Annotated in this window: 13 protein-coding genes; 2 read left to right on the forward strand and 11 right to left on the reverse strand. The window is 70.0% G+C overall.

What is annotated here, in order from left to right:
• Positions 1–136: 136 nt before the first annotated feature.
• Positions 137–3961, reverse strand: coding sequence for an NACHT domain-containing protein (locus WME97_RS17735; protein WP_437553171.1), 3825 nt, complete (start codon positions 3959–3961; stop codon positions 137–139).
• Between the two features lie 70 nt (positions 3962–4031).
• Positions 4032–8033 carry a BREX-6 system adenine-specific DNA-methyltransferase PglX gene (gene pglX / locus WME97_RS17740; RefSeq protein ID WP_437553173.1) on the reverse strand — a complete coding sequence of 1334 codons (4002 nt, stop codon included), beginning with the start codon at positions 8031–8033 and terminating at the stop codon, positions 4032–4034.
• 189 nt (positions 8034–8222) lie between these two features.
• On the opposite strand from pglX, the gene WME97_RS17745 reads away from it, so the two are divergent.
• Both WME97_RS17745 and WME97_RS17750 read left to right on the forward strand, forming a co-directional pair.
• The gene (locus WME97_RS17745; RefSeq protein WP_437553175.1) at positions 8223–8858 is read left to right on the forward strand and encodes a hypothetical protein; all 636 of its coding nucleotides are present in this window, start codon (positions 8223–8225) and stop codon (positions 8856–8858) included.
• Positions 8842–9135 (forward strand): hypothetical protein, encoded by a 294-nt coding sequence (locus WME97_RS17750; RefSeq protein WP_437553177.1) that lies wholly within the window; start codon positions 8842–8844, stop codon positions 9133–9135. The genes WME97_RS17745 and WME97_RS17750 overlap by 17 nt, the downstream gene beginning before the upstream one ends.
• A 22-nt stretch (positions 9136–9157) precedes the next feature.
• On the opposite strand, the gene brxC is transcribed toward WME97_RS17750, so the two are convergent.
• The 9 genes from brxC to WME97_RS17795 all read right to left on the reverse strand — a co-directional run bounded on the left by brxC (position 9158) and on the right by WME97_RS17795 (position 22784).
• Positions 9158–12769 (reverse strand): BREX system P-loop protein BrxC, encoded by a 3612-nt coding sequence (gene brxC, locus WME97_RS17755; RefSeq protein WP_437553179.1) that lies wholly within the window; start codon positions 12767–12769, stop codon positions 9158–9160.
• 4 nt (positions 12770–12773) lie between these two features.
• Entirely contained in the window at positions 12774–13412 is a 639-nt protein-coding gene (locus tag WME97_RS17760; RefSeq protein ID WP_437553181.1) for a BREX protein BrxB domain-containing protein, read from the reverse strand.
• A complete protein-coding gene (locus WME97_RS17765) occupies positions 13409–14290 on the reverse strand; it encodes a DUF1819 domain-containing protein (protein WP_437553183.1) in 882 nt (293 codons plus the stop codon). Before WME97_RS17765 ends, WME97_RS17760 begins: the two co-directional genes overlap by 4 nt.
• A complete protein-coding gene (brxE, locus tag WME97_RS17770) occupies positions 14287–14856 on the reverse strand; it encodes a BREX-6 system BrxE protein (RefSeq protein ID WP_437553185.1) in 570 nt (189 codons plus the stop codon). Before brxE ends, WME97_RS17765 begins: the two co-directional genes overlap by 4 nt.
• A gap of 419 nt (positions 14857–15275) precedes the next feature.
• Positions 15276–16298 (reverse strand): zinc-dependent alcohol dehydrogenase family protein, encoded by a 1023-nt coding sequence (locus WME97_RS17775; RefSeq protein ID WP_437553187.1) that lies wholly within the window; start codon positions 16296–16298, stop codon positions 15276–15278.
• 188 nt (positions 16299–16486) lie between these two features.
• Positions 16487–17947, reverse strand: a complete 1461-nt coding sequence (locus WME97_RS17780; protein WP_437553189.1) for a hypothetical protein — start codon at positions 17945–17947, stop codon at positions 16487–16489.
• Between the two features lie 6 nt (positions 17948–17953).
• Positions 17954–19285 carry a hypothetical protein gene (locus WME97_RS17785; RefSeq protein ID WP_437553191.1) on the reverse strand — a complete coding sequence of 444 codons (1332 nt, stop codon included), beginning with the start codon at positions 19283–19285 and terminating at the stop codon, positions 17954–17956.
• Positions 19282–20244, reverse strand: coding sequence for a hypothetical protein (locus WME97_RS17790; RefSeq protein ID WP_437553193.1), 963 nt, complete (start codon positions 20242–20244; stop codon positions 19282–19284). Before WME97_RS17790 ends, WME97_RS17785 begins: the two co-directional genes overlap by 4 nt.
• The gene (locus tag WME97_RS17795; RefSeq protein WP_437553194.1) at positions 20244–22784 is read right to left on the reverse strand and encodes a type VI secretion system Vgr family protein; all 2541 of its coding nucleotides are present in this window, start codon (positions 22782–22784) and stop codon (positions 20244–20246) included. Before WME97_RS17795 ends, WME97_RS17790 begins: the two co-directional genes overlap by 1 nt.
• Positions 22785–22789 lie beyond the last annotated feature (5 nt).

Below are 22789 nucleotides of genomic sequence, written 5' to 3' on the forward strand. Positions count from 1 at the left end.
TGCGCGCAATGTCTGAAGGCGGCGGAGCGCCGGCACGGAGGTCGTAGGCTCAGCGGCCACGGCGCGATCGCTCGCGATGCGCGGTCTCGCTGTGAGCCGGATCCCGACACCAGGCCGCGGTGCTGAGCCCGTCGCGTCAGGACTCGTCTTGTAGGCTTGGAGTGGATTCCCCCATGAGAAAAAGAAGTTCCTCGGCTGCATCGCTCAGACGGACGCAAGGCCAGCGGATGTCGGTCGAAACCCAGGGCAAGTCGTCATCGGTGAGCCTGCGTGTGGCCCGCACGAGCTCGCCCCGTAAAGCGGAGTCCGATAGATGGCTCCAGAGGCGGCGCGCCATGCGGAGGAAGGGGAGCGCAACAGCGTGACCATGGTCCCGGAGCGCCTCCAGACAGGCCCTTGCCCACGCTTCGGGAGCTGCAGCCAGGAGGCGCTGCGCGTCGTCGGGATCGAGGTCCTGATCGTCGTCATTCAGGAACGGACGCAATGAAGCCGCCCGCTCTGCCAGCCGCGCTGCCTCTTCGGGGTGCAAGAGGATGAGGTACGAGGTGGCCTGATGGATCAGCGGGTTCGGATCGGTGCTCGCCACGAGCATGGCGAGCACTGGCTCGATCTTTGGCAAGATCCGCGCGCGCAGGGCGGCGCTCAACCAGCGTGAGAGATCGAACGAGAAGAACGGCTCTTCGGAGGGCCACCCGGCCGTGTCGCAGATCCGCCTCTCGAGCACCGACGCCACCTCTTCAGGGAAATCTCCTTCCATCCAGGCTTGCAAGGACGCATCGAATATGTCGCGATCTGTTCCGTGCGCCCAGGCGATAAGGCCCTCCTTGATTTCTCGATCCTCCTCCCAGGCCGGCCACAACCCACGCAACCGGAGGCCAAGGCCTGCGGGGTGCAACTTCACCATCTTGCCGTCGGAATCGGGCCGTCCGCGCGTGGCGTAGTCCCATGCGTCCCGCGCAGAAGCCAGCGCAGCTGCCCGAATCGGCGGGTGATGCAGGGTTCCCTGAGAGGGTGGGCACCACGGGATCAGCGGCGCCATGAACGGGTTGTGAGGCAGCCACGCTGCGTAGACCGCCACGGCATCGGCCTCCCCCCTGGCGGCGAGCGGCTCGAGCGCCACGCCAGGGAACGACGAGGGGCACTCGACGTCAACGCCGTTCCGCCATCTCGCCACGAGGGCCCGGCCGATCTCAGGGTGTCGCAGGGCCGCGCGACCCAGGGCGTCCTGCGAGCCTGGCGGCATCGCGATGCTCCCGGAGCTCTCCAGCAGGTGGAGGGCAGCCTCCGGAACATGCTCAGCCGCCAGGCAGAGGGCGTGCATCCGATCGTTGGGCCAGGCGGGCATCAGGGCGAGCGCCTCCTGAACATCGCGCTTCAGGAAGCCCTCGGCGACAATCTGGAGCAGCTCCTGCCTGACGAGGCTCGATGGAGGGGCGAAGGAGGAGTCGCCGGCGCTGCGCTCGACGGCGGGCCGCGAGGGCGCAAAATCCGGTCGTAGCGCCTCGGGCCAGTGGCGCTCCAGCCAGGCTCGCCCCTCCGGCATGCTCCCGTGGGCTTCGATCGCCCGGTAGGCCGAAGGCCGGTGTGCGCCGCGAGACACGAGCTCCTTCCGCTTCGTCAGGAGCGCGTGAGTATCTGCTTCACCGGGTAGCAAAGCCAGCGCGGCAGCTTCGGACGACAGCCATCTGCCATGGACGAGCAGCACCTGCAGGTACTCGCGGTCGCCGTCGCGGCGAGGCACATGACGAAGCACCTCGGCCGCCACGAAGGCCGGACGCCCCCAGGCCGAGGATTCCACGGAGTACCCTTCGTCCTGAACCTCCCAGAACAGGATATCGCGGACCTCTGCGTCCTCTTTCCAGTGAGCCAGCCGCGAGATCGCCACCGCGCGGACTGTCGGATCTTGCTCGTAGAGCCTCTCGGCCCACGCCTCGGCGTCACCTTGGCCGCGCTCTGCGAGCCATGAGGCCCGACAGCCCGGGGCGAGCAGGACAGGCTTCAGCTTCGGCCACAGGTCTTCCCAGACCGGACCGCCATCGAGCGCGATTTTCCGGACCTCATCGCCCACGCGGCGTCGCTGCCATGCGGAGGTCTCATCGGTTAACCAAGCGAACAATGCCGAAGCCAGCTTGCTCGCGATCGGGGCGGAGGCGCGCTCACGATCCCGGGCCGCCTCGATCGCCACGAGAGTTCGCCGCAAGCGGGCGTCGCCAGCATCCGTGGGGACGGGATCGAGGAGGCTCGAGAGCAATTTCAACGCACGTGTCGGATCGGTATCCCAGCATCGGTCCACGGCCAGGCGCGTCACCTCGCCCGCCCAGGGCTTTCCGGCTGTGGTCATGAACTCTTGGTCGCTTCTGCGCAGCAGGGCCCCGGCTGCGAGGTACTCTGCCACGGGACGCAGCGGAAATTCCCATGCATCCCCGTGCACTGGGCGGATCAGGCCGAGCGTGAGCTCGGCGGTCTCGATCGCCGGCTCTACCTCCGCCTGGTCGACGACCTGCGCGAGGGCGGCCTCAAGAACCGACCGCGGCAGCGGGCGGCCCCCCTGCGCCAGAGCGTCGAAGGCCACTTGCTCGAACGCCTCCGTCAGCCGCATCCATGCGGCTGGATCCCGATCCTCCGCCCATCGGCGGAAGAGGTCGTCCGTGAGGCGCCGGAAGAGTCTCGCTCTTCCCGCGGTCTCGCTCGTCTGCTCCGGCTGCTGCAGAGCGATCAACGTGCTGCACAGCGGGTTCTCATGCATCGACGATGAGGCAATGGCCGCTTTCGGGGGCGCCACACGCCCCTGCCTCTCCGTGCGGCGTGCCCACAGGGACGAGAATTCCTGCCAGTCTTGCTCCCGCCATGCCGGAAGCTCGACCTGCGTTGCCTCCGGCAGCAGCCGCGGATGCAGGTGAGACGTCCGGCAGGTCACCGCGACAGCCTCGACGGAGCGGCGGCCATGCAGGGCGGTGATCTTCTGCAGCACAGCGTGCTGGATTCGCTCTTCGACCTCGTCCAGCCCGTCGACCATGACGATCCACCGACACAGGGGATCGGCCCAGAGCCGAGCCAGGCCGTCGAACGGCATGTGCGCTATGAGGCTGTCGAGCTGTGCTCCGGCGAGCTCGGCAGCCCGGATGCGCAAGGGGAGCGGCGCAGCCTCATCGCTCGCTGCCCGCTCGGCCAGCTGCGACGCCGCGTGCAGGAGCGCGACCGTCTTTCCTGCGCCCATGGGCGCGAGGACCAGGATGAGCGGCTTATCGGTGCTCCGAGGGGTGAGCCACTCGACGAGCGGTCCCTCGTACCTTGGTGGCCGGGTGCTGTCCGGCGAGCGCTCGCCCGACGCGCGCTGCGCCTCGGCAGGCAGCGCCCCGCCGTTGGACGCGAGCCGAAGGACCTGCTGGACCAGCACGTCTTCGAGGCGGATATCACGAGCTCCTGGGGGACGGAGCGGGAGCGGGTAGAGCGGTCCGGCCTGCCGCATCTCGCGGCACGCCTGCGCGCAGTATCCCTGCCGCAGTCCCGTCCGGTCCTGCTGCGACAACCACGGTCCGCTGCCGCAGTGCTGGAGCAACAGTTCGGAAAAATGTTCCCAGTCCCAGACTTGGAGGTCGATCTGGTGATTGCTACTTAAGTATCGCGCCTTGTCCTGGACCTTTGCCGAAACCGGCGCGGTCGTCACGACCACAACCGTGTCGATGTCCTGACGGTTCTGGAAGCTCTGGAGTAACCGGACCACGTTCTCGAGCTCTGCCGGTATCAGGCGCTTCGCTATATAGTTCTTTCCCTGAAAGGCCCATAGCCGACCGGTGCCGGCCGGTCGTCTGTCCCGTGCCAGGACGTCGAGGCCGTGCTGCCCCTGGCCTTGTCGACCGTAAAGGGCGGCGTGCGGATCCCCGAGGTAATCGCGGGCGAACCGGGCAATCGTTCGCTCAAGCGTTTTCCAATCGTCCGGAGGAGGAATCTGGGAGGGCATGGAGTCGGCCGTGTCGCGGCGCAGGATACTATACTACATTTCACCCGGGAGCGACTTTGGACACCCAGCTCTAGGCATCTTCCGCGTCGTCCGCCTCACCCGCATCGGGCTCTTCGGATTCGTCGGCCTCGGTCTTGGCGGCCTTACGTTCGCGGCGCTTCTGCTCGGCGGCCTCGATGGCGCGGGCCTCGGCGGCGTGCTCCAGGAGGAAGCGCTTGCGGTGGCCGTCGGAGCCGGACTCGTCGATCGTGAAGTCGGGCCGGATCTCGTCCTTGAGGCGGAGCTCCCAGGCGTAGGCCTTGGCGGGGTGGTACTTCCAGAAGCAGCCGTGAGCGACGGCGAGGCTCGGGTCCTTCTGGCACTTCTCGTCGACGCGGGCCGGGAAGTAGCGGGCTGCGAGGTGGGACCAGTCGTAGTCCTTGCGGCCGTCGGCGAGGCAGAGCTGCTTCCACCACTTCTTGGGGTCGTTCCACTGCGGGGAGAGCAGGGGCCAGAGGGCGGCGCTGTTGATCATCACGCCGCCGTCGAGGTCCATGCGGAAGGTCGCGTCCGCCGCGCGGGGAGGGCATGCCGGGTCGGTGGGCGGGGCGCCGCGCTCGGCGCACTGGGTGACGGCCTCGATGAAGTCGGCGAGCTCGTCGCGCAGGCGCTTGACGGTGGCGTACTGCTTCTCGGCGGCGATGGCGGTCTTCTTGTCGGTGCTGGCGCGGGCCTGGCTGAGGTCGGCGATCTCGCCGTCGAGCTTGCGCAGGAGCGGGTGCAGGTGATCGGCGAGCAGGGTTTGCAGGGTGTTGTCGGCCCAGCGGTGGATGCTCACCCAGGCGACGAAGCTGCGCTTGTCGCTGCTGAGCGGGAAGTAGATGGGGCGGTTCTCGTAAAGGGCCTTGTGGTAGGTGAAGAAGTCCTTGCGGAGCCAGTCGCGCAGCGGCTGCTTCTTGCCGGTGCCGATGGTGTGCTGGTGCTCGGCCCAGGCGCGGAGGACGGGAGCTGCCGCGGGGTGGGGGAGGGAGTCGGGGAGGTGGTCGCTGGGGCCGACGAAGAGGATGCCGGCGGGGAGGGCGTACGGGGGCGCGGCGTCGAGGATGCCCTCGCCGCCGGCGCCGAAGCGGCCGAGGGCGACGCCGAGGGCGAAGGAGACGGGGGCCTCCGGGGCGGGAGGGTCGTAGACGGGCTCGTAGGGCGGGAGCGGGGCGCCCTCGGGGCGATCGACGGCGCGCTGGGCCCATTCCTGGGCGTAGCGCCAGGGGGAGGGGCCGGGGCGACGGAACTCGACGGATGGCTCACGGTGGGATTCGTGCTCCGTGAAGGCGCGGTCGATGGTGGCGAAGATCTCGTCAGCGTTCGCGACGGGGAAGATGGGGAGGCGGTTGACGTCGCCGGTTTGGAAGCTCACGGAGGGGTTGAGTGAGGCCATGATTTCCTGCGAAACTGTCCGGTTCATCACGCAGAGGGTGTGCGCGAGGACGCCGGGAAACACCGAGGATCCCTTGTCGCCGAAGATGCTGACGTACCGATGGGCGCGTGACATGCACCTGCTCCCGATCATGGAGAAGGCGACTCCACGCTTGAAATAATAAGACTCGTTCTGGGGTCGTGAGGCTTGTTTCCCGTTTGCCTCGAACGTCTTGATTTGCAATCCGTTGGTGACCCAATGGACGACACAATCCAAGTCCTCCAACCATTGCCTCCCCGCTGCCCCACGTATGTAAGGAACCCATCTGGCAGAGTCTCCTGGTGATTCTTCTGTTTTTATATGTATATGAGCCAGAGGGATCTCCCAAGGACGCCGAAGGAATCGGATCATGTCGCCCGTAATCAGGCCTTGTCTGGCTGGACTAACCTCCCTCAGCTTCGGCGCCTTTGCGTACCGATCGAGCAATTCCTTCGTCCACCAGTATACAAAGGGCTCGCCCTCGATGACCCCGAAGTCATTCTGGCCGAATTCGTAGACCTGCTCCTGGCACAGGAGTGCGGCGGCGCGCCGTGCCGGTTTTCCTGCGTCTCTCCGGGGATCGGCGAGCGGCGCGGCCTGTACGCCATAAGCGTCTTCGTTAGATGGGGCGTGCCGAACTAGAACGAGCGAGGTACTGATGACGTCGTCCATCGAACGACTACTGAATGCCCCAGTGCCGAGATCGGCAAGCCCGCGAAGGTCTGCCTCTTGCAGAATCCTGCGACGAAGCTCCGTGAACTGTCCCAAGAACATCCACCCCCGCATCGTGACCAGCGCGGAGATCCCCCCCTCCCGCGTCAGCTCCAGCCCCCGCTCCAGGAACGCCGAATAGAGATCGGCCTTTCCCCGCGGGTAGTGCTTCGCTACATACTCGAACTGCGCGGTCTTGCTCAGCCCCTGGTACGGCGGATTCCCCACGACAATATCGTAACTCCCCTCCTTCGCCAGCCGCACGAACCGCACCCCCGCGGCCACCTGCTCCCCGTGCAGCCGCAGGCCCAGGTCCTCCGAGGCTGAGTGCGCCTCTAGGAAGCGCTCCAGCTTCTCGACCACCGTCTCCCTGGCCGCCTCGAACGACAGCTCCACCTGCTGCATCGCGAAGCCCCGGAACAGGTCTCCCTGCCCCGGCTTGCCGCGCTCGATCTGCCGCGTCGCCTCGTTCAGCGCCTCCCGTATCGCATCGTCGACCTTGAGCAGCGACCCGAGGTAGTTGACGCCCGCGATCCCCTTGACCAGTTTGCGTGTGAGGGCCCCGGCGATCCCGGCCTCCCGCTCGAGCTCGCGGCAGAGCTCCAGCAGCGCCGGATCGTCGTCCGGAAGGTCCCCGAGCCGCAAGCTCGGTGCGACCAGGTTCATCCGGCTGAGCTGCGCCTCGGGGGCGAACAGCCTCGCCCGCAGCGCGAGCGCCGCCGCCGCGATCTGGATAGCCCGCGGATCGATGTCGATGCCGTGCAGGTTGTTCGCGAGGATGCTCTCCGCGATCTCCTCATCGCGCCACACTTCGCCCCGGTGCCTCGCCTCCTCGCGGTACAGCTCGGCCAGCAGACCGAAGGCGATCACCAGGAAGTGCCCGGAGCCGCACGCGGGATCCAGCAGCTTCACCTCCCGGATCGACGGCGGCGCCTTCGCCACCGCATCCTCCGGGATGGGCTGCGGCACATAGTACTTCCACGCGCTCTCGAGTCCCGGCTCGAGCGGCATCAGCGCGTCGAGCGCCACCTCGCCGGCTTCACGCTTCGCCCGCCACGCAGCCCGGCGCGCCTCCAGCACGGGCAGCACCGCCTCGGCCTCGGGTGTCCAGCCGTTCTCCGGCTTCCGGCAGATCGCGAGCCACGTGAGGCCTAGGCTGTTCTGGAGCAGCCACTCGACCATGTAGCGCTCGGTGAACATCTGCGTCTTGCTGGCGATCTCGTGCGGTTCGATCTTGCCGCCGCCCGCGATCTTGGCGTCGAGCTGCTCGCGCTCCGGGTCGTTCCAGTACTGGTAGACCCAGCCGAGCGTGGTGTCGTCGCCCCAGGCGGACGCGAGCGCGGGATCGTTCAGCGCGGTGATCACCTCCCGCAGCACGGCGGCGGGAACCGGGAAGAGCGGCGTCAGGCCCACGGGGCCGAAGAGCCCGGGCAGATCCACGGCGAGCTCGGCGAAGACCGCATCGAGCAGCGCGCGGTAACCGCGGGTGTCGTCGCTCGCCAGCGGACCGGCGTAGTGGACGAACTCCTGCTCGTAGGCAGGGCTGCTCCAGCCGCCGGTCACCACGGCGGGGCGGAGCACGCCGTGGTGCTCCAGGATGCGCACGAGCACGAGCCGGTTGAGCAGCGTGTGCGCCGCCTCCTTCGCGGCCTGCTGCAGGAACCGCTGGCGGAGCTCCGCGTCCGCGCCCTTGCCGGCCTTCTTGTCCTTCGGCTTGCGGGCGCTGCGCACCTGCTCGTCGATCCACGCTTCCAGGCGCTCCCGCCGGCAGCGGCGGGCCTCGGGGAGCTGGGCCTTGGAGGGCGCGACGTCGAGGCGATACTCGCCCCTGGCGGCCTCGGTGAGCTGGTCGATGAGGCGGGCGCGGAGCCCGCGAACGGCCTTGCGAAGGGCTTCCTTCGCGTCGCTGGTCAGGAAGGTCTGGGTCATGGTGAGCGCAACGGCACGCGGCATCGCGGCGAGCCCGTGGAGGATACAGCCACGGAGGTGAGGGACCCCGGACGAACTTCGCCAGGTGTCAGAGACGACCTCTTGCGCACGTCCCAGCGTGCCGGTGCGAGAAAATCGCCGCCCGAGCTGCTGGGAACGTCGTCTGTGAGAGGCTAAACTGCGAGGGGCATGACGGCTCCCTCGGCGCCACCCTCCACGCCCTCCGCACCGGCGACGCCGCAGGCGTTCTTCGACTACCACCGGACGGTCATCGGCTACCACGGCACGCGCCGGTCCACAGCGCAGGCCCTCGTCGACGGCGCGCCCTTCACCGCCAGCACCAACGACGACGACTGGCTGGGGCATGGGATCTACTTCTGGGAGTACGCACCCCAGCAAGCCTGGTGGTGGGCGCGCCGCCGGTACGGGGAGGATGACGCGGCGGTCGTGGGCGCCATGATCCACCTCGGGAGGTGCCTCGACCTGCTCGATCCTGCCAACGCTCGGCTCCTCGGGCCGGCGCACGCGAATCTACTTGCCGCGCTGGCCGCAGCCGGACAGAAGGCACCAGGGAACGCGAACACCCACAAGTACCTGGATTGCGCGGTTTTCCAGTATCTGTTCTCGAAGCTCGATGAGGCCGGCTATCACTACGAGAGCGTCCGGGCGGTGTTCGTCCCGCTACGAGCGGGTGGTATGCCAAGGTTGTGGGAGCGGAGCGGTGTCTTCGAAGGCGGACATATCCAGATCAGCGTGCGGGAGCCCAGGAACATCCTGGCTGTCTGGTCGGTGCGAAAGGATGGTCGCTATGGCAAAGGCCCCTAAGCTGAAAAAGACAACGAAGCGAAGAAAGGCTCCAAGCCCTGCGGCGGCGAGCACGCAGCCGGGGCCGGCCGCCGCTCCTCCGTCGACCGGCCCGGAGTGGACGGTCGAGGCCCTGACCCAGGCTCTCCAGGCGACGACGGTCGACGAGGACATCGCTCTGCTCAAGCGCGCCGGCATCCTCACCAAGGAGGGCAAGCTCGCGAAGCTCTACACGAGCTGGGGAGACAAGGTCTCCCGCACACCGGAGATCAACGAGCTGGGCGAGATGGACGGCTGAGAGCGCGAACGCTGCCTCGGACTCACCGCAGTCGCACGCGGTGGTGCGCGGCGAGCTCGTGGAGGATGCGGCGGCGGACCTCGTCGAGCAGGCGCTCCAGCTCGGCGGCGGTGTCGACCTCGCGGCCGCTGAGCTGGAGCGCCACCTCAACGACGGGCGTGTCGCCAAGGCCCTCGAGCAGCGCGTCCAGCTGGGTCAGCGCCTTCGCCTCGGACGCCTGGCGGCGCATCGCGAGCTGGCCCTCGAGGACGTCGAGGGCCGGGACGACGGCGCGCTCGTCCGTGTTCGCGGCGGCGCCGTCGCTCAGATGGCGGAGGACGCTGTGCCGCTGGTCCGGATTGAGGCGCTCGAACCCGTTCCGCCGCTTCAGGCGCTCGCTTGCGAGCTCGACCTCCTTCGCGTGCGCGTCGAGCATCGCGCGCCGGCGGGCGCGGTACTCGCCGCGGAGGAGCTCCACGTGCGGCATGAGCTCCGCCGTGTCCTCCCAGGCGCGCTCGGTGCGGAGATGCGCCTTGATGGCGCCCGCGGCCGCGCGTGCCTCCTCCGAAGGGGACAGCCCCTCGAGGCCGGGCCAGGCGTAGTTCAGGACGTCCTCCGCCTGGCGGAGCACCTCGATCGCCTGGTCCGTGAGATCCGTCTCCATCCGGCGGATCAGGGTGAGCCCGTCCCTCAGCACGTTGAGCGAGCGCTTGACGGCGAGGACCGTGGGCTCCACCCGCCGATCCCGGCGGCACGTCTCGAGCGCGCCCTCGAGGTGGGTCAGGGCCGGCGGATAGACGGCGTTCTTCGGCAGGCGGCGGAAGCGCGTCCCGAGCTCCGTCAGCCGCTCGCGCACGCGGGCGAACCGCTCCGCAACGGCGTCGGCGATGGCGTCGTTGTCCCGCGCCACGTCCTTGCCGAGCAGGTCCCGAAACAGGGCGCAGATGGCGGTCCGGTCACGCGGCGTGAGGAGCTCGACCGTGTTCTCGGTGAGCCTCGCCTTGCGGAGCCCCGTCTCCTTGAGCAGCTCCCGCGCGCCCTCGTCCCGCGGGCTCGTGATCTCACCGGCCCCGGCGATCTCGATGCGGAGCTTCCTGCCGCGCAGCAGGCCGACGACGGCGGCGCGGAGCACGTCCGGCGGCACGCCGTGCGGCGGCGCGCCGAAATGCGCGAGGAGCGTGGCGCCGGTGATGCCGCCGTGCTCCCTCACGTACGCGAGGACGTCCGTGGGGACGCGGCCCGTGCAGGTGACCTCGTAGCGCCCCGCGTCCAGGCTGAGGATGCCGAGGCGATCCTGGCCGAGCACCGGGGGGGGCGCCGTCAGCTCAGCGTTCTCGATGAGGTACAGGATGTCCTTCTCGGAGACGGAGAACATCGTCGGGTGCGGGTAGAGCTCGCTCACGACCAGGTTGCCGAACGCGGAGAGCGCCGCGGTGAAGGTGGCCCCCACGTCGCGCGGCGACCTCTCGCGCCCACGGAAATAGAGCTGACCCGCCATGAACGCGCCCTTCACGGCTTCCGTGAGCTCCCGCCGGGCTGTATCCATGCGGTTTCGCTCCTCGATGAGCAGGCGCTGCTTGTCGTCCGACAGCGAGCTCTGACGGCCGCCGTAGCGCTCGATCATGCGCTCCGACCGCACGAGCTTCTTCGCGGCGTGCCGCGCGGCGTCCACGTCCCCCGCGACCCAGACGATGCGATCGCGGTACGCCTGGGTGTCGCTGCGCGGCACCCACTGCTCGGCGCCTTCTCCCTTCGTGAACTGGAAGTCCACGGTCACCACCGTGTACTTGCGCTCGTCCTTGATGTGGACGTCCTTCGACCGGACGCTATCCGAGAAGAGCGCGAGCCACGGGAGCGAAAGGCCCTGGAGCGAGGGGCGCTCGGCGTCGCCGAGGAGCAGATCGAGCGCCTTGACGACCTGCTCCGAGAGCTGCTCCGCGCCTGGCTCGTAGCTCTCGCGCTCGCGTTGCCACTCCTGCCCGGCCGAGCTCTCGATCTTGTACCCGGTCTTCTCGGAGTAACCGAGCAGGCTCTCGCCGGCGAGGACGTCGAGCACCTTCTGGACCTCCGGCTGGAGGTTGCCCTGCCCAACGAGCTCGTAGAGGCATCGCGCAATGAGCTCCGCCGACGTCTTCTGGTGGTCCTGCACCAGCTCGAGCAGCGCGACGGCCTTGATCACGCGCGCCATGAGCGTGTTTTTCTGCTTGGCGGCGAGATCGAGCGCGCGGGCGATCGTCATCTGGACGTCGGCGGCGAGCGCGCTGTGGAGCACGTCGTAGACGAGGTCGATGGTGATGAGGCGGCCCATCTCGTAGCGCGCGAGGTCCCGCTCGCGGAACAGATCGCCGAGGAGCTGGAGCAAGCCGCGGATCGTGTGCGCGTCGCCCTGCGTCCTCGCCGAGCGCGATCTGAGGGCGGTCGTGATGTCGAGCAGCAGGTCGATGTGCCCCGGCAGCAACGGGTACACCTCGACGAAATCCGTCTCCGAGATCTCGTCGCCGCGGTAGGCATAGAGCGCGAGCTCGGTGCGGTGTGCGTGAAATAGCTCCTTGATGTCCGGCTCGAGGAGCCTCTGCTTCCGGAGCAGGCGCTTGTGGACGACGTCACGGATGTTCGCGACGCCCAGGTGCACGCGCAAGGACGACGGGAAGCGATCCTTCAGCTTGAGGATGGGCGCGGCGACGCCGGTGCCTTCTTCGAGCTTCTGCTGCCCGGTGGCGAGCAACCAGGCCTTGCCCTTCATCCGCTGCCCCAGCGCGGCGACGAAGGACTGGAGCGCGAGCATCCGGTCGTCGTCGTCGTGCACGTACTGGCTCACCTCGTCGACGACGAAGAACAACGTCCGCCCAGGGCAGCGCTGGTCCATCATCTGCTGAATCGCCTGCACCGCCTCGTCCGCGGACCGCTTGCCCTCGAAGCGGGACCCGGTGCGGCTGTCCACCCACGCCATCGGGTGCGTGAAGAGCTCCGGCTGGAGCGCGTGCAGCGCTGCGGAGAAGTAGTCCTCCACGAGCTGGCTGTCCTTGAGCTGGCCCCAGGGCTTGCGGTGCACCGCGAGCACCTTGTCCATGAAGGCGGCGTGCAGCCCCTCGAGCTCCAGCTTCAGCTCGTACTCGGCGACGAGATTGCTGGTCTTGGAGTAGTCGAGCCGGTGCTGCAGCTGACGCACCACGACGGCGTGGATGTGCTCGTCGTCCCGCGCCTTGCTGCCGATGTCGAAGACGACCGCGACCGGTTGGATGCCGCTCACCAGGCGCTGCCATGCGGCGCGCAGATCGGGCGCGCTAGGGGAGTGATCCTGGGTGAGCAGCGCCTCGGCGAGGGGCTTCCCGCCGGCGAGCTTCCGGCCGTCGAGCGAGAGCCCCAGAAGCTTGGCGAAGCTCGACTTGCCGGAGCCGTAGAAGCCGGATATCCAGCTCGCGGGCAGCTCCGGTCCCCCGGGCTTCTGGAGCTCGCGGTGCATCGCGGACAGGAGGCGAACGAACTGCTCGTGGATCCCCCCCTCTGTCGCGCGCGGGTCGCCGGCCGGGTAGCCTCCGGTGATGATGTACTCCTCCACCTCGCGCTTCAGCTCGGCCGGCTCTTGCTCGTGAAAATACACGACCGGCGGGATGGTGCGGGTGACGTCTCTTTCGAACAGGTCTCCAATCAGCATCGGGTCACCGGTAGATCCTTGGGCGGTAGTCGCGGTCGGCCGGGAGCACGCCCATGAAGGACAGCCCCGTCTCGCCGACGACCTCGCCGGGATAGAGCAGCACGACCGGCACGTTCCGGGTGTGCCCGGCGACATGCTTGAGCAGCGCGGAGGTGCGGAAGAACGGGTAGAGCGCCCCGGCGCGCCCGAGGAAGATCACCGTGCGATCGGGGTTGCTCGATCGCTCGTTGAGGATGCGATCGATCTCCCGGATCACGTCCTTTGCGATGCCCTCGGGGCCCTCGAGCAGCGTGACGACGCGCTCCTTGAGCGTCCGCAGACCTCGTCCAGGATCGCTGGCCATGGTGAGGCGCTTCTCCCGCTGGATCATCGACTCCAGGAAATCGCTGCCCTGCGCGCGGAGCCGGGCGAGAAGCAGCGCGTTCAGCGGAATGGTACCCGTATTCCAGCCCGCGTCGCGCAGCGTCTCCGAGAGCTCGTGAATGGCCCGGCGCAGCTTGAACTCGTCCTCGGGATCGTACGGCAAGATGGCGAAGTTGTAGTTGCGAACGGTGCTGATCTGCGGGCCCTCGTCGCGCAAGAGGTCCTTGCGCAATGCGTCGAGTGCCTGATCGAGCTCGGTGGGGTGCTGGTAGCCGCTCATGCGCTCGCCCCGAGGTAGCGGAGCCCCCAGGCCGTCAGGCTTGGTTCGAGCCACCCGAGGTCGATCACGCCTCCGAGCTCGGCGAACCGGATGCCTGGGATGCGCGCCGCGAACGAGTGGAATGCGGCCTTGGTGATGCCCAAGGAACGGAGATAGGCGTTGTCCGTGATCGAGCCATCGATGCGGACGTCGCGCAGGAGGTACAGCACGTACCCGAGGATCTCGTCCGGCACGTGGAGCGGGGGCAGCTTGCGGGGATCGCGGCGCCCGCTGACGAGCCCGACATCGAGCGCCGTCGCGAGGAGGTTCGAGGCGAATTTGATGCAGGTGCTCGCCCCCCAGCGCCCCTCCTGGAGCCCGTCCACCCACCGGGCGACCGTGTCGCGGTCAATGGCCGTGAGGCCGTGCTCGCGGCGCGTCGGGAGCAGCTCCCCGGTGAAGCGGCGGTAGATGGGATCGGCGAGCTGCGTGTGAACGTGGCAGAGGAAGGGCCGCAGGTTCGACGGCACCGTCCCGAGCCGGCGGAACAGCGCGAGCGCCTCGGGGTAGGCGTCGAACCGCTCGATCATGTCGGTCATGAGGGTGCGGACGCGCGCCTCGCTCTTCGTACCGAACCAGCGGCGCTCGAACGCGATGCGAGCGCGGTCGGCGACGGAAGGCCCCTCGGACGCGGAGCCCCGAACCGCGTCGACCGGGACGTCCTTGTCGACGTGCTGCCAGTAGGCGTAGCAGTCGTCGATGGCCAGCATGCAGCGCAGGAGCCGTGTGTGAACCTCCGTCGCTTCCGCTGGGCGAGCGCCGCCCGGCGTCGGATCCGGCATCGAGCTCCGCGGAGATGTCCCTGCGGGGGCCTGGAGCGCGACCGACGCGCCGTTCAAGCGACCGGCTCCAAAAACGGCAGCGGATAGCTGGCCGAGAGCGGAAGCAGGGACGCGGCGAGCAGCGCCGCGGCCTCGACCGGCGACGCCGCGGTCACGTCGAGCCGCCGCCCTGCGGGTGTGATCTGCACCTTCGGCTGGCCCAGGCTCGCGAGCATCGATTCGAAGGCGGTCTTGGACCAGGGCCGGTCGACGAGGAACCTCGCGCCGAGCACTTCGGCGGGCGGGCGCCGCTGGTGCCGGTGCTGCGCGAGCCGATCGGCGAGCTGCTCATCCACGGAGAAGCCGAGGTGGAACAGGCTCCAGACGGCGTCTCCCCGCGCGAGCTTCTCACGCCCGGCCTCGTCAACGCGTCGCGCGACCTCGCGCACCAGCGCGAGGCTCGCCCAAGGGGCGGTCTTGGGGAGGAGTCGAACGAAGAGATCGCCCCCGGCTTCGAGATCGACGAGATCGGACCTCCACCACCCGAGGCGCGGCGGTTCACCGGCAGACTCACCCGCCCACGCCACGGTGAGCTGCAGCGCGAGGATCTCGTCAAGATGGGCGGGGCTGAGGCGGAGGGACATGGCTGGAGTAGGGGAGGGGCAGCTCGCCCCCGGACCGGAGCCCGGGATGTCTACCGCCGCGTTGGGAGGCCAGGCTACCAGAGCGAAACCCTGCGGAACAATGGGGACGGCCCTGCTCCGGGGTGAGCCTGACGATCGGCCGGACGCTGCAGGGGCAAAAAGCCCTGTCGCTCGTCTCGATGTATGAGTGAATATCCGCGGTTGGTCATCAATGGCGGTAGCGGCTCTCGTCGTCTCAAACCGGTGCGTGACGGACTGCCCCGCCACCACAACCGCTCTCGGGGGGAACGCCGCCGCGCACGCACATTGCGCAGCTCTGGCCGCGCCGCGGTCAGCCCGTCGTCTCCGGCGCCTGCTCACCGCGCGACGCCGCGCCCTGTCGCGCTCGCCCGCGACGACCGCCCCGCCGCCGCTTCGCCTCACTCGATCCCGATCACCACCTTCCCGAAGTGCTTCCCCGCCGCGAGCTTCGCGAGCGCCTCGTTCGCCCGCTCGATCGGAAAGACCTCATCAACCACCGGCCGAATCCCGTGCAGCTCGAGCGCCGCCCCGAGCTCCACGGTCGCCTGCCGCGACCCCACCATGGTCCCCTCGACGCGGATCGCCCGGAACAGGATCGGCATCGGATCGATCTGGCTCCCAACCCCGCTGAGCAGCCCGATCAAGCTCACCACGCCCCCCGTCTTCACCGCCTGCATCGATCGCGGCAGCGTCCCCGCGCCGCCCACCTCGATCACCCGATCCACCCCCTCGCCACCTGTCAGCCGCAGCACCTCCTCGTGCCACTCCGGCTGCTTCAGGTAATCGATCGCCTCGGTCACCCCGAGCGCGCGCAGCCGCTCGATCTTCGCCGCGCTGGACGACGTGGCGATCACGCGCAGCCCCGCCGCGCGCGCCAGCTGCGCCGCGAACAGCGACACCCCGCCGGTCCCCTGGACAAGCACCGTCGCCCCCGGCGCCGGCCGCGGCCCTGACTCGAACAGCGCGGTCCACGCCGTCACCCCGGCGCACGTCAGCGTCGCCGCCTCGTTGAACCCGAGGTGCGCCGGCGCGCGGACGATCGCGTCCTCCCCGAACACCACGAGCTCCGCGAGCACCCCGTCGTTCCCGCCCGCACCGAGCGTCACAGCGCTGTACTCCCTCCGGAACGGCCCCGAGGCCCACGCCGGGAAGAACGTCGAGATCACGCGATCTCCCTCCTTCCAGCGCCGCACGCCCGCTCCAACCGCGACCACCTCGCCCGCCGCGTCGCTCAGCGGGACAAGCTCGTCCTTGCGCTCCCCGCCGTACCTGCCGCGCACGACCATGAGGTCACGGTAGTTGATCGACGCGGCGCGGACGCGCACGAGCACCTGCCCCGGACCGGGCTTGGGTGCGGGGCGCTCGGCGAGCGTCCACGCGTCCGACTCCGAGGCGTTCTTCCGAATGATGACAGTCTTCATGGCGTGTCCTCCAATCTTCCCTGGACACCCCATCCGTAGATCCGTTCCTCCGGGTGCAGTAGTCCGCGCGAGGGAACGTCACCTGTGCCATTTCAGCACAGATCATGGTCTCGCTTGCCGCGATCGAGCTGCTCGTCGCCGCCCACAGTCGAGACCGGGAGCTTCTCGCGCACCGCGCGCCTGCACGATCACGGCTTGCTCGTGTTGCGGAGGCGCCACGCTCGGTACGAGGCACGGGCCGCCTCGAACGCGCTGCGCTCGGCGGCGTTCTGGGCGAGCCTCGCCGTCCAGGTGGCGTCCACGAGCGTCCTCTGCGCGGGCGTGAGGCCGTAGCGACGGAGCGTCTCCGGGGTGCGCTCCGGATCGAGCGAGAGATCGACGGTGAGCGACGCGTATTGCTCCAGCGAGAGCTGACCGGGCCCGCCGGCGCCGCCTTGCGGCTCGGCGCCCGCGCTCGCGGTCGGCCTCGGCGCGGGCGAGGAACCGGCCAGGAACGGCAGGATGGGCGACATCACGACCTCGCCCGGATCGACGGTCCTGTTGAAGTCGACGCGCCGCTCGGCGGCCGGAGGGTTGGGCGCCTGCGCGATGGCCGGCTGTCGTGGGGACGAGCGCTCGGGAGCGTGTTGTCCCGCCTTGGCGCGGGCTGCCTGATAACGATCCACCGCGACCTTCACGCGGCCCCTGAGCGCGGCGTCCGCGTCGACTCGACCCTTCCAGTACTGGAACGCCTGCGCCCGCTGCGCAGGCGTCAGCTGGTGTTTCTCGCAGAGCTGCGCCTCCGTCATGCCGAAGAGCGTGTGGTCGGCGAGCATCACCGCATACCGCTCCAGCGGGATGGGCGGCGGTGCCTCTTCCGCCTTCGCCTGACCCGGCGGGGCGGGCCGCTGGAACGGCAGGCCTTCCGGGAACGGGACGGCCGAAACCGCCACGGTCGTCCCCATCTGGATGCTCCCCGGGGCAGCACGAGCGTCGCGCATCGACGGAGGCGGCGGCGGCGGAGGCGGAGGCGACCGAGGCGGCTCCACGATCTCGCTCGCGACCTGCGCCTGAACCACCGCGGGTGGCTGCACGACCTGCTGCGCCACGACCTGCGGCACCACGACGGCCGGCGTCACCACCGCCGGCGACGCCACGACCAGCGCCGGCGCCGGCTCCGCGTCCGTCGCGGCGAGCAGCGGCGAAGGTGTCCTCGTCAGGGCAGGACAGTCCTCGAGAGCGCCCTCCATGTGGCCTCGAAGCGTCGCGGCGAGCATCTCATCCAGAAGGACGCGGTTCGCCCAGCCCGCCTCGATGCGCGCGTACGTCGCGAGATCGAGGTCGTGGCGCGCGAGGAACGCGATCGGCTCCGTCGCGGTCACGAAGTGCCGGCGGAAATGGGCCCACGCGCGGACATCCGACTCGATGGGCTCGAACGTCGGCTCGAACCGCCGCTTCGCGGTCAGCAGGGCGGCGTCGAAGGCCACAAGCACGGCGAGATCCGACGCCGCGCTCTCGTCGATCCTGGCCTGCCACTGCTCGGAAGCCTGCTCCCACGCCGCCGGAGCGACGCCGGCGTGCGCGAGGGCTCGCCGCAGGTCGAGCCCCGCCCCGAGGCCGGCCATCACGGCAGCGTACGATTCCAGCGAGATGACCGTCTCCTGTGACATAAGCCCTCAGCGCGCGAGGCGAGCCAGTTCGGACAAGGCTCCTTCCAATGTCGCCCCGAACGCGTCCCACGCCACCTGCGCCGGTCGGCCGGCCCGCGCGAGGAGCTCGTCGGCGCGCACGCGCAAGGCCTCGGCGGACAGGTCCGGGCGCCTCATCTCCTCGAGCACCGATCGCGGAGAATGAGGCTCGCCCCCCCGGAGGCGCGTCGGCGCGGCGGTCGCGGGGAGGGACGCGATCACCTCCTCCCACGCCTTCACGGAGGGCAACGCGACGCGCGATCCGAGCGCGGTCACGAGCGCGCCGTGCGCGTCCTCCTCGAGCTCGTCGCTCCCCAGCTCCGCGAGGAGGCGCGGAAACAGGGAAGGCAGCCCGATCCGCCCCATGGCGTCGAGCGAGCGCGGGGTCGTGGGAAACCCCGCCGCGAGATCGCGCGCGAGGGCCTGATCGCCCGCATCCCCCGCGAGCGCGATCACGTCGAGCGCGTACGGGCCGAGCGCGGCGACGGCGCGAGGATCCATGCTCCGTACCCGGTGCAGCGGCTCGAAGTCCCGCTGGAGGATGCGCGCGCGCGCCACCTCGTGGGCGAACGCAGGGGTCGCCACGTCGAGCCACGACGCGCGGCCCGGCGCGGCGAGCGCGGCGCCGCGCGGCGCCCGCGAGAGATGCCGCTCGAGGGCCGCCTGGACGATGGGGCTCTGCGCCCGCGCCAGGGCGGCGAGCGCGTCACCCGGGAGCTCGCCGGGAGGCGTCACCTCGAGCGCGATCGCGGAGAGGACCGGCTGCTCCAGGCGCGCCGCCCAGCGCCGCGCGCGCTCACGCAGATCCGCGCTCGGCTGGGTCGCTATCGCGTCGGCGAGCTCGACGATGCCTCGGTAGGTGGGGAAGGCCGAGCCGTCCAGGGATGTGAGCCACGCCTCGAACGCGTCCTCCACGCCATGCACCTCCAGGCAGCCGAAGAGGAGCGCCAGCGCCCACAAAGTGCCCAGGTGATCGAGGTCCGCCTCCTCCGCGAACGCGGCGAGCTCGACGGGCGTCAGCCCGGCCTCCGCGAGCGCGTCGATGTGCGCGAGGAGGCGGCGCGCGGCCTCGGGCCGATCGAGGTGCGGCCCCGCGCGGTGATCGGCCCCCAGCACCAGCGCCCGCTCCAGGAGACCGGTCCGCACGTGCCGCTGCCAGAGCGCCGCGGTGAGCCCCGCTGCCCGCTCGGCGTCGAGGCGGACCTCGCCTTGCCACGCGAGCGCGTGCAGATCCCGATCCGCGGCCGGCGGCTCTCGCTCGGTGAGGGGCGGGGAGGGGAGCACCCGCCGGAGCCCAGCAGAAGCTTGCCGGACGCTCATGATCGCTCGTCTCCCACGAGCGCGGCGCCCACGGTTCCATCGTGCGATCGGGCCCAGGCCAGCGCGACACGCTCGCGCGCCGGCCCGGGGAGAGGGAGCCCGTGCCGCAGCCAGGCGAGCGCGAAGACCGCCGACATCAGGCCCGCGGCGCTGCCGAGGGCGCCGATCTGCCCCTCGAAGCTCGGCATCTCCGCGCGCCCGAGCCTCGCGTGGTGACGCACGGAGGCGAGGTGGAAATCGCGGATCCGGAGCGGATCCACGTCGCGAGGGCCGACGACCAGCGGCACCGTCGGACGGAGCCGGAGCGCCGCGAACACGCGCGTGAGCGCGGCGCCGTCCGTGGGCAGATCGTTGTCGTCGCGCGCCTCGCTCTCCGCGACGGCGTACGAGTGCACCTTGCCCGCGAGCGGCGCCTGCGCGCTCGCGACGAGCCGCATCGCGGCGGCGCCCTCCGAGGGGGGCAGCGGATTGCGCGTGAAGGCCGAATAGCGCAGCTCGAGCCACCGCTCGATGTCCGGCCGGTGGATCCGGGAGTCGACGGCGAGCACCACCACCTCTGGATCCTGCCGGAGGACATCTTCCGCCTCCTTCAGGGCCCGCACATACCCCGCTGCCCCCGATCGCTGGCTCACGACGGCGTGACCCGCGAGCGTCAGGAACCGCGCGACGTCCGCCTCGCCCTCCAGCGCTTCGCGGGGCGCGACGAGGAGGATGGGTGTCTTCCTCGACCCGGGCGCGGCGCGCGCGAGGGCCTGCTTCGCGAGCAGGCGGATCCGCGACGACCACGGGCGTGAAGCGGCGATCCACGGGCAGTGGTGGACGGGGAGGGCCTCCCCGTCGCGGGTCGTGAACGCGCCGCTCGCGTGCGGATTGACCTCCGCTCGATGGAAGAAGACGTGCTCGCTCGGGCTCGACCCGAGCGGCGAGACAAGGGCGATCTCGGCGACGGAGAGCGCCATCAGCCGGCGTTCTCCTTGCCAGTGTGCTGGGTCTCGCCGTTGATGGTGATCGTCGCGGACTCGAGGGTGAGCCCGCCGCCGTGCACCGAGACCGTGGACGCGCCGTCGCCGACGTCGAACACCACGGTGCCGCCGTCGAGCGTGATGGCCCCAGCCGCCTGGATCGACAGCGCGCCGCTGGCCTTCACGGCGAACTCCGCGCCGGCATCGAGCTGGATGGCGCCGCCCGCCTTGAGGGTATGGGCGGTCTTGACGTTACGCCCGAGCCCGGCCCTCGCCCGGAGGGACGTCGCCGCCGCGGTGTCCGCCGACGCGGCCATCGTGAGGCGCGATATGCGGACGGCGGAGGTGGCGTGGCTCCCTCCGATGGCGAAGCTCGATGCGCCGAGGGTCGTCCACTTGAGAGACCCCGGCGTCTGGATGGCGTGGACGGCGCCGATCACCTCGGTGGTCGTGCCGTTCACGACCAGCTTCCGGTGCCCCGGCGCGGCGGCGGCAGCACCGGCGCCCGCGCCGCCGGGGCCCGCAGCGCCGCCTCCGCCCTGCTGTTCGGCCGCGCGTTGCTGGGCCTGCTCGGACCACGGCGTGAGCCCGGCGCTGTCCGCGGCCGCGACGATGGCGTCGCCGCCGGGGATCCGACCGGCGACCTCGCCAAGGCCCGTCCGCACCGCGGCCGTTCCCAGGCCGCTCCACCCGCCTCGACGGTATCCCTCGCCCAGCGCCTTTCCCCAGGTGTAGCCCCTCGAGAGGGCGGCGCCGACCCCGGGGATCTGGCCGACCCCGGCCAGCACCGCCGATTCTGCGAAACCCTTGAGCCCGCTGATCGGATCACCCACCTGCTCGATGAGGTTCGCGCCGATCGAGACGCTCTCGCTCCCAACCTTCGTCATGCCGGTGGCGTTGATCGTGATGTCCTGATTGCCACCCACGGAGGCCGTCTGGCTGTCGACGCCGACCGTCCACGCGTTCTCGAGCGACAGCGTCTCATTGCCGCCGATCTGCCACGATTGCGCGCCCTTGATGTGGATGTTCTCGAACCCCACGGTCTGGTTCTGCATGTCGGCCCCGACCGTCGTCGTCTTGCCGAAGCCGGCGTTCCACACCATGTGCTGCCGCCCGGCGGCGTCCTCCAGCGTGATCATGTTGGCCTTGCCGCCGCCGGGAGAGCTCACCGTGCCGAACGCCGTCATCGTCTTGTTGGCGGGCAACCCGAACGCTGGCAGCTGCCGGCCGTTGAAGGAGCGCCCGAGCACGTAGGGCCGATCCGGATCGCCGTCCTCGAAGCCCACAAGGACCTCCCAGCCCACGCGCGGGACGAGCATGGACCCCGGGAGATGGGCCTGCATCACGCGGACTGGCAGGCTCGCTGTCTCGTCCTTCGGGCCCCCGCGATCCCAGGGAAACGTGACGCGCACGCAGCCGGCCGCGTCGGTGTGGATCTCCTCGCCGCTCGCCCCGGTCACCGTGGCGCTCAGGATCCCCGGGACGCGCGGGCGAGGGGTGGCACGCGGGAGCCGGTACGGCACGCCGAGCGGGATCGCCTTCACGGACATCCGGCCTTCCGGCTCGCCCGCGCGCCACGTCAGCGAGGTCTCGACGACGAAGTACTTGCCGCTCGGCGCCGGCCCCACGGCGAGCGTCGCGTCCGCCTCGAACTGCACGCCGGGGCGGAGCTCGAGGGCCGTCGTGTCGAACTCGAGCACATCGGCGTCGGCCCGCAGCGCCTCGAGCCGCAGCGTCGCCTCGCGCTGCCCCTCGCCGTCGGTCCGGAACCGGCCGGGCGCCTGGTAGACCTCCACGGCCTTCTCCGGCTCGAGGCCGCCCTCGGCCTTGGCCTCGAGCTTCACGGCCGGCCTGGCCGGGTCGTGATCGCGGAGGGCCACCTTGCCTGGCCGGCGCCTGCGGATCTGCCTGGCGGCGAAGGCCACGCGCTGCCCCGGAACCAGGCCCGATTCATCGACGAACATCAGGGGATCCGACAGGCCGTCGGGCGCCGCGTCGGACCGGTCGCACAGGACGAACGCGTCGAACCCTTCCTTCGGATCGAACCGGAAGAACAGGCCCTCTTCCTCGCAGATCCGGCGCAGGAAGACGGCGTCGGTCTCGTTCCACTGGGTCACGTGCTCGCGCTCGGGCGGCGGCTCCGCCTCGTTCACGAAGGCGTCGTCCCGGACGCCGACACCGGCGAGGAGCTCCTCCACGATCGCCGCGGCGGTCGTCTTGCGGAACACCCGCGCGTCCTTGCGCAGCGTCAGCCACTCGATGGCCGAGCGGACGTCGAGCGTGTAGAGCCGCTGCGCGCCCGGGTCCACGGTGGCGCTCGCGGTGATCCCGGCGACGATGCCGTGGTGCACCGCGGTCGCGCCGTCGTCGCCGCCGATCTCGATGCGCGCGGGCGTCCCCGTGAGGGCCTCGCAGTCGAGCGGCTCCGGCGCGGATACGTCGATCTCGGCGCGCGTCGCGCCGCCGAGCGCGCTCGCGATCCGGAGCGCGATGGCGCGGGTCGTCGCCGGGGGATCGAGGGAGAGCGTGACGTGCATGGGAG

It is taken from the genome of Sorangium sp. So ce367 (genome assembly GCF_051520455.1).
In the GTDB taxonomy this organism is placed as follows: Bacteria; Myxococcota_A; Polyangia; order Polyangiales; family Polyangiaceae; genus Sorangium; species Sorangium cellulosum_B.

Excerpts from the sequence above, each read along its gene's own strand:
- WME97_RS17735 (WP_437553171.1), bottom strand. The coding sequence starts at position 3,961 with ATGCCCTCCCAGATTCCTCCTCCGGACGATTGGAAAACGCTTGAGCGA.
- pglX (WP_437553173.1), bottom strand. The coding sequence starts at position 8,033 with ATGACCCAGACCTTCCTGACCAGCGACGCGAAGGAAGCCCTTCGCAAG.
- WME97_RS17745 (WP_437553175.1), top strand. The coding sequence starts at position 8,223 with ATGACGGCTCCCTCGGCGCCACCCTCCACGCCCTCCGCACCGGCGACG.
- WME97_RS17750 (WP_437553177.1), top strand. The coding sequence starts at position 8,842 with ATGGCAAAGGCCCCTAAGCTGAAAAAGACAACGAAGCGAAGAAAGGCT.
- brxC (WP_437553179.1), bottom strand. The coding sequence starts at position 12,769 with ATGCTGATTGGAGACCTGTTCGAAAGAGACGTCACCCGCACCATCCCG.
- WME97_RS17760 (WP_437553181.1), bottom strand. The coding sequence starts at position 13,412 with ATGAGCGGCTACCAGCACCCCACCGAGCTCGATCAGGCACTCGACGCA.
- brxE (WP_437553185.1), bottom strand. The coding sequence starts at position 14,856 with ATGTCCCTCCGCCTCAGCCCCGCCCATCTTGACGAGATCCTCGCGCTG.
- WME97_RS17775 (WP_437553187.1), bottom strand. The coding sequence starts at position 16,298 with ATGAAGACTGTCATCATTCGGAAGAACGCCTCGGAGTCGGACGCGTGG.
- WME97_RS17780 (WP_437553189.1), bottom strand. The coding sequence starts at position 17,947 with ATGTCACAGGAGACGGTCATCTCGCTGGAATCGTACGCTGCCGTGATG.
- WME97_RS17785 (WP_437553191.1), bottom strand. The coding sequence starts at position 19,285 with ATGAGCGTCCGGCAAGCTTCTGCTGGGCTCCGGCGGGTGCTCCCCTCC.
- WME97_RS17790 (WP_437553193.1), bottom strand. The coding sequence starts at position 20,244 with ATGGCGCTCTCCGTCGCCGAGATCGCCCTTGTCTCGCCGCTCGGGTCG.
- WME97_RS17795 (WP_437553194.1), bottom strand. The coding sequence starts at position 22,784 with ATGCACGTCACGCTCTCCCTCGATCCCCCGGCGACGACCCGCGCCATC.